This window comes from Azospirillum sp. B2RO_4, assembly GCF_051124815.1.
Lineage (GTDB): Bacteria > Pseudomonadota > Alphaproteobacteria > Azospirillales > Azospirillaceae > Azospirillum.
In genome coordinates this window covers 479,434-492,498 of the sequence record NZ_CP118490.1, presented here as the reverse complement: position 1 = coordinate 492,498, position 13,065 = coordinate 479,434, and the positions used below count along the sequence as shown (strand labels likewise).

The 13,065-nt window shown below is 64.0% G+C and carries 13 protein-coding genes; 10 read left to right on the top strand and 3 right to left on the bottom strand.

Features of this window, described 5'->3' with window-relative positions:
* Window position 1: 1 nt before the first annotated feature.
* From pstA to PWS46_RS28225, 10 genes are all read left to right on the top strand, one after another.
* A complete protein-coding gene (pstA, locus tag PWS46_RS28270; protein WP_434624789.1) occupies window positions 2–883 on the top strand; it encodes a phosphate ABC transporter permease PstA in 882 nt (293 codons plus the stop codon).
* 2 nt (window positions 884–885) lie between these two features.
* Window positions 886–1,749 (top strand): phosphate ABC transporter ATP-binding protein PstB, encoded by an 864-nt coding sequence (gene pstB / locus PWS46_RS28265; protein ID WP_434624788.1) that lies wholly within the window; start codon window positions 886–888, stop codon window positions 1,747–1,749.
* A 378-nt stretch (window positions 1,750–2,127) separates the two neighbouring features.
* Entirely contained in the window at window positions 2,128–2,844 is a 717-nt protein-coding gene (locus PWS46_RS28260) for a YoaK family protein (protein ID WP_434624786.1), read from the top strand.
* A 17-nt stretch (window positions 2,845–2,861) separates the two neighbouring features.
* Window positions 2,862–3,437: a TMEM175 family protein gene (locus PWS46_RS28255; protein WP_434624785.1), complete on the top strand. Its 576-nt coding sequence runs from the start codon at window positions 2,862–2,864 to the stop codon at window positions 3,435–3,437.
* A gap of 235 nt (window positions 3,438–3,672) precedes the next feature.
* Window positions 3,673–4,920: a TCR/Tet family MFS transporter gene (locus PWS46_RS28250; protein WP_434624784.1), complete on the top strand. Its 1,248-nt coding sequence runs from the start codon at window positions 3,673–3,675 to the stop codon at window positions 4,918–4,920.
* A gap of 215 nt (window positions 4,921–5,135) precedes the next feature.
* A complete protein-coding gene (locus PWS46_RS28245) occupies window positions 5,136–7,247 on the top strand; it encodes a YgiQ family radical SAM protein (RefSeq protein ID WP_434624783.1) in 2,112 nt (703 codons plus the stop codon).
* A gap of 129 nt (window positions 7,248–7,376) precedes the next feature.
* A complete protein-coding gene (locus PWS46_RS28240; RefSeq protein ID WP_434624781.1) occupies window positions 7,377–7,748 on the top strand; it encodes a hypothetical protein in 372 nt (123 codons plus the stop codon).
* Window positions 7,745–8,632 carry a hypothetical protein gene (locus tag PWS46_RS28235; RefSeq protein WP_434624779.1) on the top strand — a complete coding sequence of 296 codons (888 nt, stop codon included), beginning with the start codon at window positions 7,745–7,747 and terminating at the stop codon, window positions 8,630–8,632. Before PWS46_RS28240 ends, PWS46_RS28235 begins: the two co-directional genes overlap by 4 nt.
* 11 nt (window positions 8,633–8,643) lie before the next feature.
* Window positions 8,644–9,138, top strand: coding sequence for an SMI1/KNR4 family protein (locus PWS46_RS28230; RefSeq protein WP_434624777.1), 495 nt, complete (start codon window positions 8,644–8,646; stop codon window positions 9,136–9,138).
* A 14-nt stretch (window positions 9,139–9,152) separates the two neighbouring features.
* Window positions 9,153–9,767, top strand: a complete 615-nt coding sequence (locus PWS46_RS28225; protein WP_434624775.1) for a hypothetical protein — start codon at window positions 9,153–9,155, stop codon at window positions 9,765–9,767.
* A 44-nt stretch (window positions 9,768–9,811) separates the two neighbouring features.
* Here PWS46_RS28225 and PWS46_RS28220 read toward each other — a convergent pair whose 3' ends face one another.
* The 3 genes from PWS46_RS28220 to PWS46_RS28210 are packed head-to-tail and all read right to left on the bottom strand — an operon-like array spanning window position 9,812 to window position 12,763.
* Window positions 9,812–10,213: a response regulator gene (locus tag PWS46_RS28220; RefSeq protein ID WP_434624773.1), complete on the bottom strand. Its 402-nt coding sequence runs from the start codon at window positions 10,211–10,213 to the stop codon at window positions 9,812–9,814.
* Window positions 10,210–12,105, bottom strand: coding sequence for a PAS domain S-box protein (locus PWS46_RS28215; RefSeq protein ID WP_434624772.1), 1,896 nt, complete (start codon window positions 12,103–12,105; stop codon window positions 10,210–10,212). Before PWS46_RS28215 ends, PWS46_RS28220 begins: the two co-directional genes overlap by 4 nt.
* Window positions 12,086–12,763 carry a chemotaxis protein CheX gene (locus PWS46_RS28210; protein ID WP_434624770.1) on the bottom strand — a complete coding sequence of 226 codons (678 nt, stop codon included), beginning with the start codon at window positions 12,761–12,763 and terminating at the stop codon, window positions 12,086–12,088. Before PWS46_RS28210 ends, PWS46_RS28215 begins: the two co-directional genes overlap by 20 nt.
* Between the last annotated feature and the right edge of the window lie 302 nt (window positions 12,764–13,065).

Genomic DNA, 13,065 nt, shown 5'->3' with positions numbered 1-13,065 from the left:
CATGACGATGTCCAATTCCGCGACGCTGGCGACCCCCATCGGGGGGCTGTATCACCGCCGGCGCATTGCCAACAAGCTGGCGCTGACCCTGGCGCTGGGCGCCGCCGGCTTCGGCCTGTTCTGGCTGGTCGCCATCCTGTGGACGCTGCTCTACAACGGGCTGTCCGCCATCAACCTCAGCCTGTTCACCGAGAACACGCCGCCGCCGGGCGGGGAGGGCGGTCTGCTGAACGCCATCTTCGGCAGCGTCATCATGACCACGGTCGCCACCGTGGTCGGAACGCCGATCGGCGTGATGGCCGGCACCTATCTGGCGGAGTTCGGCCGCAACACCAAGCTGGCCGAGGTGGTGCGCTTCATCAACGACGTGCTGCTGAGCGCGCCGTCGATCATGGTCGGCCTGTTCGTCTACGAGGTTCTGGTCGTCCGCATGGGCCATTTCTCGGCCTGGGCCGGCGCGATGGCGCTGGCGGTGCTGGTCATCCCGGTCGTCGTCCGCACGACCGAGGACATGCTGAAGCTGGTGCCCAACAGCCTGCGCGAGGCCGCTGCGGCGCTGGGCGCACCGCAGTGGAAGGTCATCACCATGGTGGCCTACCGCGCCGCCCGCAACGGCATGATCACCGGCGTCCTGCTGGCCGTCGCCCGCATCAGCGGCGAGACCGCGCCGCTGCTGTTCACCGCCCTGAACAACCAGTTCTGGAGCGCGGACATGAACGCGCCGATGGCCAACCTGCCGGTGGTGATCTTCCAATACGCGATGTCGCCCTACGAGGACTGGCGCCAGCTGGCCTGGGGTGGCGCGCTGCTGATCACGGTCGCCATCCTGCTCCTCAACATCGGCGCCCGGCTGCTGGCCGGTCTCGGCACGACGAGAAAGTAACCATGACGATGACCCACATGGACGCCAACAGCCCCGCCCACGGCAGCCACCAGATGCCTCCCGGCATGCTCGCCGGGACCGCCGCCGACCGCCCGATCGCCGGCGCCGGCCTGCCCGAGAAGATCAGCGTCCGCAACCTGGACTTCTTCTATGACGGCTACCGGGCGCTGAAGAGCATCTCGCTGCCGCTGTATGACCGTCAGGTCACCGCCTTCATCGGCCCGTCGGGCTGCGGCAAGTCGACCCTGCTGCGCATCCTGAACCGGATGTACGACCTCTATCCCAAGCAGGTCGCCACCGGCGAGGTTCTGCTGGACGGCCACAACATCCTCTCGCCCAAGCAGGACCTGAACCTGCTGCGCGCCCGCGTCGGCATGGTGTTCCAGAAGCCGACGCCGTTCCCGATGTCGATCTACGACAACATCGCCTTCGGCGTGAAGCTGTACGAGAAACTGTCCCGCGCCGACATGGACGAGCGGGTGGAGTTTTCGCTGCGCCGTGCCGCGCTGTGGGACGAGGTGAAGGACAAGCTGCGCCAGAACGGCATGAGCCTGTCCGGCGGCCAGCAGCAGCGCCTGTGCATCGCCCGCGCCATCGCGGTGAAGCCGTCGGTCCTGCTGCTGGACGAGCCGACCTCGGCGCTCGACCCCATCTCCACCGCCAAGTGCGAGGAGTTGATCGACGAGCTGCGCTCCGACTACTGCATCGCCATCGTCACCCACAATATGCAGCAGGCGGCCCGCATCTCCAACTTCACCGCCTTCATGTATCTGGGCGAGCTGATCGAGTTCGGGAACACGGAAGAAATCTTCACCAACCCGACCAAGGAAAAGACGTCCGAATACATCACCGGCCGGTTTGGTTGACGTCTTGCGCCGCCGGTCCTTCCCGCGCATGGGGAGGACCGGCGGCATTTTACTTACCGGGTTTTGAAAGTCGGCAGCAGCTGGGGAGGGAAACACTCCCCACGGACCCGAAGGCTACCCGGCATCCCTTACAGTACGCCAATGCCTATTCACGACTGTAACACCATAAGATGGGCTGTCGGTACAGATACGTGCGACAAATATTTCCATAATCTAACTTATGTGTTTTTTAGCGGCATGGCTCCGCTGCCGATCTCTCTTCCGCATCGGCAGGATGTGCAGAATTTTCCAAACCGGCCGCGAACCGACAAGACCGGCGTCGAGTCGATGACAGATTTTGTCGCTCCACCCACCTGATACCTTGGGAAGGCGACGGTAATGTCCGCACCGGCCGCGCGTGGCACTTCTCCCCTGCCATGGCTCCTGCTTCTCCTGTCGGTGACGACGGGGCTGGTCGACGCCATCAGCGTTCTTGGGCTGGGCAAGGTCTTCACCGCCAACATGACCGGCAACATCGTCTTTCTCGGTTTCGCCGCGGTGGGAACGCCGGGATTCCAGGTCATGCCGGCGGTGACGGCGCTGGTCTCCTTCCTTGCCGGCGCTCTGGTCGCCGGCCGGACCGGCAGGACCCTGGCCGGACGGCCGATGCGTCATTGGCTGCTGGCCGCGGCGCTGTTCGAAACGTCGCTGTTCTGGATCGCGGCGGTCGTCGCCGCCGGCCTGGATGCCGACGTCAATGCCGGAGGTCAATCGAGGGCGTCCGGCATCTTTGCGATCATCGCCCTGACCGGGTTCGCCATGGGCTTCCGCAACGGGACCGTCCGGCAGTTGAAGGTTCCCGACCTGACAACGACGGTTCTGACCCTGACGCTGACGGGGGTGGCGGCCGATTCCAGCCTCGCCGGCGGGACGAACATCAACCTCGGCAGGCGGCTGGCCAGTGTGGCGGCGATCTTCCTCGGGGCCGCCATCGGCGCTGTCATGGTGATGCAGAGCGGATTGTTGCTTCCCCTGGTCGTCGCCGGCGCTCTTGTGCTGGCCGGCACCGCAGTCTGCGCGCTTCACCCCGTCGCTGCCGCGCCGGCGGCGGTCTGACGCCCTGGAGATCGATTATGAAGACCGGCCGGATGGAGGCGTTCACCGACGGGGTGCTGGCGATCGTCATCACCATCATGGTGCTTGAGTTGAAGGTGCCGGTCGACGGCAGTCTCGCCGCACTGGCGGAGCGTGTTCCCATTCTGCTGGCCTATGTGCTGTCCTTCATCAATGTCGGACTCTACTGGAACAACCATCATCATCTGCTGCAGGCGACCACGCGGATCGACGGGCGCGTTCTTTGGGCGAACCTTTTCCTGCTGTTCTGGCTTTCGCTGGTTCCCTTCGTCATCCGCTGGCTCGACGATAGTACGTTCTCGCCGGTGGCGACGGCGGCCTATGGCGTCGTCCTTGGCATGGCGGCGGTCGGCTACAGCCTGACCGAACAGGCGATCATCGCCTGCGGCGGCCGGGAGTCGGCAGTGGCCCGTGCCGTCGGGGCCGATCTGAAGGGCAAGATCAGCATAGCCATCTATGTGTTGGCCATTCCCGCGGCCTTCATCCTGCAATGGCTGTCGATCCTGCTGTATGTCCTGGTGATCCTGTTGTGGCTGGTGCCGGACCGCCGGATCGAACGCACCCTGGAGGGGTGAGAATGCGATCAGCGGATACTGGGGTTTGCCGATAGCGGTGGCGAGCAAGCCGACCGAACCGGTGTACGCCGGCGAAACACATCCGATATCGGAAATATTTCACTTCACAAGAAGCTGCACCCAGCCTATGATGATGCTTCCCTGTGCGATGCCGCCCGGCCTGCCCTCTCTGGCCGGGGGGCGCCCGCGCCCTGTTCGGGCGCTTTAAACCTCGTTGTTCCTGAAGGTCTTTTCCATGTCTGCCGTTCTTCGTCCGCGCAAAGCCGCGACGGCCTTCATTCTCGTCACCGCGGCGCTCGACATCGTCGCGATGGGCATCGTCATTCCGGTGCTGCCGGCGCTGATCGAGCAGTTCGCCGGAGCCGACGCCCAGGCCGGCACCATCAATGGTGCACTGATCGCGCTTTGGGCGCTGATGCAATTCTTCTGCTCCCCGGTGATCGGGTCGCTGTCCGACCGCTTCGGGCGGCGGCCGGTGATCCTGCTGTCCGCGCTGGGACTGGCGGCGGATTATGTGCTGATGGCGGTGGCGCCGAACCTGTGGTGGCTGGTGGTCGGGCGGGCGGTCGCCGGCATCACCTCCTCCAGCTTCACCACCGTCTTCGCCTACATGGCCGACGTGACGCCGCCGGAGCAGCGGGCGCGCGCCTATGGCCTGATCGGCGCCGCGTTCAGCGCCGGCTTCATCGCCGGCCCGCTGCTGGGCGGCCTGCTGGGCGAGATCTCGCCGCGGGCACCCTTCTGGGGGGCGGGTCTGCTCAGCGGGCTGGCGTTCCTCTATGGTCTGGTGGTGCTGCCGGAATCGCTTCCGCATGATCGCCGCATGCCCTTTTCCTGGCGCCGGGCCAACCCGTTCGGGGCGCTGCGGCTGCTGCGCTCGCACCCGGAGCTGTCGGGTCTGTCGATGGTCAATTTCATGCTGCATGTCTCCCATCAGGTCTTCCCGGCCGTCTTCGTGCTCTATGCCGCGCACCGTTATGGCTGGAGCGCCTGGGATGTCGGGCTTCTGCTGGCGGTGGTCGGCGCGCTCGACATGGTCATGCAGGGGCTGGTGGTGTCGCGCATGGTCAAATGGCTGGGCGACCGCGGCACGATGGTCGTCGGCCTGTTCGGCGGGGCCGTCGGGCTGGCCTGCATGGGGCTGGCGCCGACCGGCGGCTGGTTCGCGCTCGCCATCCTGCCGAACGCGTTGTGGGGCTTGGCGATGCCGACCATCCAGTCACTGATGACGCAACGGGTCAGCCCGTCCGAACAGGGTCAGTTGCAGGGCGCCAACATGAGCGTGGCCAGCGTCGCCGGCATCCTGTCGCCGGTCTTCTTCGGGGCGGTCTATTCCGCGTCGGTGGGCAGCGGAGCGCTGTTCCCGCTTCCGGGTGCAGCCTTCCTGATCGCGGCGCTGGTGCTGTTGGCCGGCGCGCTGATCGGCTGGGTGGTGGCGCGCCGCAATGGCCGGGCCGTGGGGCCGGACGGGGTCGCCGCCTGAACGTCACCCTGCCCTGCCCCGCCCCGCCTGACACCCATCGCCGACACCCAAGGCCGGCCCTTGCACCGGCTGTGGGGCGTCCCACATAGCTGTCGCGCCACCCCGCTCAATGTCCCATTGCTCCGCTGCGTTATCAGCGGTGGGATTTTGCCGGCCGACAGGGTAAGACTGTCGGCTTATCCATCCGCATTGTTGATAGAGACCCGGAGAACGCGATGCTCGCGGCCCCCAACCTGTTCACTCACCGCCCCGACCGGAGCGTGCGCCCCAAGGCGGCGCCCTTCCTGCCGATGTCGCGTGCGGAAATGGACCGGCTGGGCTGGGACCAGTGCGACGTCATCGTCGTCACCGGCGACGCCTATATCGACCATCCCAGCTTCGGCATGGCGATCATCGGCCGGCTGCTGGAATCGCAGGGCCTGCGCGTCGGCATCATCGCCCAGCCCGACTGGAGCAGTGCGGAGCCGTTCAAGATCCTGGGCAAGCCGCGGCTGTTCTGGGGCGTGACCGGCGGCAACATGGACTCGATGGTCAACCACTACACCGCCGACCGCCGGCTGCGCCACAACGACAGCTACACGCCGAACGACGAGGGCGGCAAGCGGCCGGATCGCGCCGTCATCGTCTATTCCCAGCGCTGCCGCGAAGCCTTCAAGGACGTGCCCATCGTCCTTGGCGGCATCGAGGCCAGTTTGCGCCGCATTGCCCAGTACGACCATTGGAGCGAGAAGATCCGCCGCTCCGTCCTGGTCGATTCCAAGGCGGACATGCTGGTCTACGGCAACGCCGAACGCGCCATCATCGAGATCGCCCAGCGTGCGTTGAAGGGGGAGTCGCCCAAGGCGATGACCGACATCCGCGGCACCGCCATCATGCGCTCGTCCCTGCCGGAAGGCTGGACGGTGGTCGACAGCAGCTCCATCGACGATCCCGCCGCAACGGTGTCGCCGCGCGCCGCCGGGGCCGACCATATGGTGGTGCGGCTGCCCAGCTACGAGCAGGTGACGGCCGACAAGGTGCTCTATGCCCATGCCAGCCGCGTGCTGCACCAGGAGAGCAACCCCGGCAACGCCCGCGCGCTGGTCCAGCGCCACGGCGACCGCGACGTCTGGCTGAACCCGCCGCCGATCCCGCTGGAAACCAACGAGATGGACGGCGTCTACGACCTGCCCTATGCGCGGGCGCCGCACCCGTCCTATGGCGATGCGCGCATCCCGGCCTGGGAGATGATCCGCTTCTCGGTCAACATCATGCGCGGTTGCTTCGGCGGCTGCTCCTTCTGCTCGATCACCGAGCATGAGGGGCGCATCATCCAGAGCCGGTCGGAAGGGTCGATCCTGCGCGAGATCGAGCATATCCGCGACAAGACCAAGGGCTTCACCGGCGTCATCTCCGACATGGGCGGGCCGACCGCCAACATGTACCGGCTCGCCTGCAAGGACAAGGAGACGGAATCCGTCTGCCGGCGCCCGTCCTGCGTCTTCCCGGACATCTGCAAGAACCTGAACACCGACCATTCGTCGCTGGTCCAGCTCTACCGCAAGGCCCGCGCGGTGCCGGGGGTGAAGAAGATCCACATCGCGTCGGGGCTGCGCTACGACCTCGCCGTCCGCAATCCGGAATATGTCAAGGAACTGGTGACCCACCATGTCGGCGGTTACCTGAAGATCGCGCCGGAGCATACCGAGCCGGGTCCGCTGGCGAAGATGATGAAGCCCGGCATGGGCGCCTATGACGAGTTCAAGCGGATGTTCGACAAGGCAGCGAAGGAGGCGGGGAAGAAGCTCTACCTGATCCCCTACTTCATCGCCGCCCATCCCGGCACCACGGACGAGGACATGATGAACCTCGCGCTGTGGCTGAAGCGGAACGGCTTCAAGGCCGATCAGGTGCAGACCTTCCTGCCCTCGCCGATGTCGCTGGCGACGGCGATGTACCACAGCGAGCGCAATCCGCTGCGCCCGGTGCGCCGCGTCGGGTCGGAGTTGGTGTCGTCGGCGAAGGGGCTGAAGCAGCGCCGGCTGCACAAGGCCTTCCTCCGCTACCACGATCCGGAGAACTGGCCGATCCTGCGCGAGGCGCTGAAGCGCATGGGCCGCGAGGACCTGATCGGACCGGGCGAAGAGCATCTGATCCCGGCCTGGCAGCCGGTGGGTGCCACCGCCAAGCCGCGGGAGAAGGGGCCGAAAGGCAAGACCTTCCTGACCCAGCAGGCCGGCCAGGGCCGCCGCGTGGTGCCGCCGGTGGGCAAGCCGCCGGGGGCGAAACCGGCAGGAAGCAAGCCCTCCGGCATGAAGCCGCGCCAGACGAACTTGAAGGGGCGGTGATCCGCGTTACCACCTCGGACGATCTCATTTTGGAACCGCGATGCGGTTGTGTTAGCCTGCGGGAGTTCTCTCTCGGGATTGTTGGTTCACGTCGGCATGCTTATAATTGGAGACGTTCAGCTAAACTGGATGGTTCTCTCCGACCGCCGGTTGCTGGTTCGTGACATACACGACTATCTGACGCGCTACCGGCCGGGAATTTGCGCGGCCTATCCGGCCGGCTATTTCCGATGGGTCATCGGCGACAGCCTGGACATCGCCAAGGGGTTTTCCATCGACGACGTCCAGATGCTGCGTGTTTTCGTCCGGCTTCGCTGGGACATTGCGCCGGGCTTCTACAAGCAGCCGGACATCGCCGCCGTTCTGTCCGATGTGGGCAGACCTGCCCGCGAGCGCTTCGATGCATTGCAGTCCGACCGCTATGCTGATGCCTGGGAGGATGCCTGCCGCTACGACTCTCCCGACGAATGGCGCGAACGCTTCTGGCAGGACGAGCCATGACGGAAGCGTATAACGACGCCCTTCAGGAACAGGCGAAGAAAAAGATCTGGGATACCGTCAGGGAGGAAGCCAAGGGAATGTCCAAGGCCGACTATATCGCTCTGACGGCGGACATCACCGGCATCTTCGATCCGACACCGCTCAGCGATGCGGTCAGCGGCACGATTGCCTTGGCGCAAGGGGATTTTCTCGGGGCAGCCCTGTCAGTGGCGAGTTTCATCCCTTATGCAGGCGACGCATTGGCAAAGCCTGCCAAGATCATGAAGCGTGCCCCCAAAACAGCGGAGTTGGTCAAGGTGCTGCTCAAGCGGGGCGATAAGCTGGCAAAAGCAAGCAAGGAGGCCCTTGAGAAATCCTTCGATATTTCCGAAGTGGCTGCGGCCCGTGAAAAAGCTCTCGAAAGGGTTAAGCGGGCAATGCTGGATGCACGGAATGACGTTCCCGGTTGCAAGGATTGTGAGAAGCTGAGAAGCAAGAAAAGCTTGCAGATGCCGAAAACCAAAGGCAAGTGGGATACAGTGGACGGTGCGGCGCCTGCAAACGGTAATGGGTGGTTCACATTCGACAAGCCTGTCAAGCTACCCGGCGGTCAGAAGGTAACTTCGGTTCAATTCCAAGACGGATTTCCGGATTTTACCCCCTATGTCTATGGAGAGAAAAAGAATCTCTGGGTCGTGACAGGCGATGCCGCACAGGACGCGAAAGAATTTGAAAAATTGATGAAAGGCGATCCTAATTGGAAACCACCCAGCGCCAAGGATTATACACTTCATCATTTTGAAGACGGAACGGTGGGTTACGTGCCTAGTGCAATCCATGATCGTACCGATGGCGGCACCCCGCATACCGGCGGGAATTCCATGATCAATAACGATCTGTTCTGAAGGAGATCCAGATGTGGTTCCGTATTCCACCTGAAACCTTGGCGTATTGGAGACAGACAGGCATGGAGCCGGAGAGTGACGCTGCCATCGCCGAATTGGAACAACAGTTTGGTGGAAAGGCGCCGGCAAGCTATGTGGACTTTATGAAGACCTATGGAAGCGTTGAATTCAATTTCGAGATAAACAACGGCTTCGATTATATCTACGAAATGGAAGACCGCAGAGAGCTGCGTACAGAGGCTGTTTCTTTCATAAAATCTGTGGAAAAGGCGTTGGCGCATTATGAATCAATTCAGGAAGATGAACAAATAGATATACCGAAATATTTATTGCCTATTGCCAGGGACTATGGTCAGGGAGAAATATTGCTTGAAATTGCGCGTCCAACAGAGCGCGTTTTTTATTGGCGTTTCCAAAGTCATGATTGGGAAAGTGGTAAGACTAAAATTGCGTTCGTTGCCGACAGCTTTACCGATTTCATCAATGGCTTAAAAAAATACGAATGACGGGGAGTGCCTGGATGGACAATGCCTATGCAAAGATCCTGCGGACGGATTTTGCCAAGCTGCCGGCCCCGGTTCGCCGGGTATATCTGGCTCCACCGGTTCTGAGTTTCGCCGTACAGGCGAGCGGCAACAGCTTCACCCTCGTCGATCCCGGCGAAGCCGACCGGCCATCCCCGGAGGCGCTGATGCCCAAGCTGGGAGTCAAGAGTTGGCGGGATGGCGGTACCCTGGGCATCATCTATCAAGGAATGTCGATGCGCGTCATGCTGGAGTTGTTGCTTCAGCATCCGACCAGGGCGCAATTACTGTCTACAAGGGCCTGGACCCGAACGAATACACCGCTCTTTGTACGTCTGGCCCGCTATGTCGATTTTTCAGACATCAGCGAGGTGCGCTACCTGATCCGCAAATCCGGCATTTCGCGCGTCAGCGCCTGCCTGCGCGGACGCACCGCACGGGCTCTGCCCGCGATTTCGGAACGGTTGTCCAGTGCAGCGACAAAAACCGCCGAGAGCCTTGGCGACGGCTCCTGGGTCGTCGATTTCGGCATTCTTCCGGACGGTTCGATCAGAATTGTCGATGTGAATCCGGGTCTGTCGCCACAGGACATTGCTTCAATCAAAGGATAAAAGTCCGGCCGCGCCTTCGGCCGTATTCCCTGCGCCATATCGGGTCACACGAACAGTTCCATCGTCTGCGGCACGTTGCGCGGCGTCTCCCCCGCCAATATGGCGCGGGCGGCGTCGACGGCGGCGATCAGGCCGCTTTCGGTGAAGGGCTTGGGCAGGCAGCCGATGCCGGTCAGCGGGCCATCCTTCTTCAACTCGTCGCGGAACGAGGTGATGAACAGGCAGGGCACGCCCAGATTGGTCAGCCCGCGCGCGGCGTCGATGCCGTTGGTGCCCATGCCCAGATGCACGTCGACCAGCGCCAGATCGGGCTTGTCGGCCGTGGCGATCTCAATCGCCTCGGTCGCGGTGATCGCCGGGCCGATGATGCTGTGGCCGACATTCTCCAGATAGAGCTGCTGCTCCAGCGCGATCAGCACCTCGTCCTCGACCAGCAGGATCTTCATCCCCCGATCTCCTCGGCGGACGTCGCCTCGAGCAGCGGCACCTCGTCGGGCACCGGCAGTTCGATGCGGAAGGTGGTGCCCTGCGCCGTGGTGTCGATGTCGATGCTGGCCCGGATCTGGCCGGCAAGGCTGGAGATCAGGCGCATGCCCAGGCTGCGGCTCTTGCGGATGTCGAAGTTGGACGGCAGCCCGGGACCGCGGTCGGAAACGGTCAGGGCAAGGTCGTCGCCCTCGCGCATGAAGGTCACCGTCACCCGCGCGGGCTCATTCCCGCGATGCTTGACGGCGTTGGTGATCAGTTCATTTGCGATCAGGCCGAGTGGCGCGGCATGGTCGATCGGCAGGTCGATCACGTCCGACCGCACGATGATGTCGCACATGCTCTCGCCGCCCGATGCACGCGCCAGATCCTCGCACAGCTCGTTCAGGTAGGTGCCGAACTCGATGGTCTGGAACTGGTCGGCCTGATAGAGCCGGTTGTGGACGCGGGCGATCGCCTCGATCCGGCTGCGGGCGTCCTGGAAATGCACCCGCACCCGTTCGTCGGGCAGGCTGAGCGTCTGCAGCGTCAGCAGGCTGGAGACCAGCTGCAGGCTGTTCTTGACGCGGTGGTTGACCTCGCGCAGCAGAGTCGATTTCTGGCCGACCAGCTTGCGCAGCGCCGCCTCCATCGACTTGATCTCCGTCACGTCGATGTGCATCAGAACCGTGCCGCCGAAAGGACCGGCCGGCATCGGGGCGGCAAGGCAGCGGAACCAGTGCTGGGAATTGGTGACGTACTCGGCCGACACCGGCGGCCCGCCCTCGCTCAGCAGCGTGCGCAACGCGTCCATCACGCCGTCGGCCCGCGGGTCCATCGTCTCGCCGCGACCGCAATGGTCGAGATAATCGTCGCCGACGATGCAGCCCTGGCCGAGGAAGCTGGTCTCCGGTCCGGCTTCCGCCCAGGCCCGGTTGACCGACACAATATGGCCGGAGCGGTCGAGCACGGCGATGAAGGCCGGCAGCGCGTCCAGCGTCGCCTTGGTCTGTTCGGCCAGCTGGCGCATGGCGAGCGCGCTGGTCCGCAACTCTTCACGGGTACGGCGGCGTTCGGTGATGTCGCGCAGGATGCCGGTGATGAAGCTGCGCCCTTCCGATTCCCAGCGCGCCATCGACAGTTCCAGGTCGATGTGGCTGCCGTCGCGGCGCCGGCCGGACAGTTCCACTGGCTGGGTGGCGGCGTCCATGCCGGCGGCGTCCGGTCCGCTGCGCTCGGCCATGGCGATCCAGTCGGGCGCGTCGTCGCCCAGCAGCACGGTGACGCTCCGGCCGATCAGTTCGTCCGGGCGGTAGTCGAACTGGCGGGTGGCGGTGCCGTTCATCCACTGCACCATGCCACGGGTGTCGGTGGTGATGATGGCGTCGGGGGCGGTGTCGACGATGGCGCGGTACCGCGCGTCGCGCTGTTCGCGCAGCACCCGCTCGCGGTTCACCGATGCGGTGACGTCGGTCACCTGGATCAGGCAGCGCGCCTCGCTGCCCGCCACCTGTGCATGGGGGGACTGCGCATGCGACGGCAGCGGCCGGATCACCACATTGTGGACCATCCGGCGTCCGTCGGGCAGGCGCAGCGGGAACAGCATCGGGTTCAGCGTGTGCGACAGGACGCCGGGCGCGCCGGTGGCCAGCGTGTCGCGCACGGCGATGTGCAGGCGCGATTCGCGCAGGTTCGGCAGGGCGTCGAACAGGTCGTGCCCCAGAATCTCCCTGGCCGTCAGGGTGGAGGCCTGCTCCATCCAGCTGTTCCAATAGAGGACGCGGCAATGGCGGTCCAGAAGCAGGATGCCGGCATCCAGCGCGCCAAGGACATCGAGCGCCCAGGTGGGTTGTTCAGGCAATCTGGGAGCCATGCGACGTTCCGGCGGATGAGGGTTCTTCGGACGCGATGCCTTCGATGAAGGCATGAATCAGCTGCTTCAGCGACTGCAGGGACGATACCCCCATCAGCAGGGCGATGTAACCGCGGATGCTGCGGCTGCGGATGGTGAAATCGATGTAGAGGAACAGCACAAGCTCGTCCGCGCCACCGGCCTTGTCCGTCAGGATGTTGGCGCCGTCACCGCGCAGCACCGCCGGCAGCGAGATGGTCAGCCGGTCCCTCAGCGCATTGGCGACCACCACGAGGCAGCCGTTCAGGATGATGTTGCCGATCTCGGCCAGGGCGTCCTGCTCCAGATCGACGATCTCGGCCAGGGTCAGGTCGCCGCCCAGCACCGCGCGGGCCAGTTCCAGGCTGTTGGCCTCCGGAAAGATCAGCATGGCGCGCCCGTCGAAGGAACCTTGGAACTGCTGCTCCACCGCCACCAGCCCGTGGCGTTCGCGCGCGGTCAGGAAATCCGACGCCTCCTGCCGGCTGACGATGTCCACGGTCGGCACGGACAGCAGGACCTGATCGTTGACCATGCGGCTGAGATGGGTGGCGGCGCGGCCGACCCCCATGTTCACCAACTCGGTCAGCGCATCGCGCTCCAGGTCGGTCAGTTCCACCATCTCTCGGCGCCTGTTCATTCTTGGTCTCGGCTTCACAACCGGCGCCGCCGGGCGGTCGCACTACAAATGTGGCCTATCGGTCTGAAAAAAGGCACCCCCGTCAATGTCATATGTTAAGCCGGCGACGCCATAGCCGATATAGCCGCCCCTATTCCCACAATGGTCAGGCCAACAGTTCATCATCCAAAGAACCGCGTTCGGAATGTTCGGCAAGTTGCCGGCGCATTTGTGTAATGTTGCAGGCGTCTTGTAACGAAATGACTGTGGCCGTGTCGGGCGACAGGATGGGTTTCGGCAGCGGGGCCGCCCAACTGGGGACT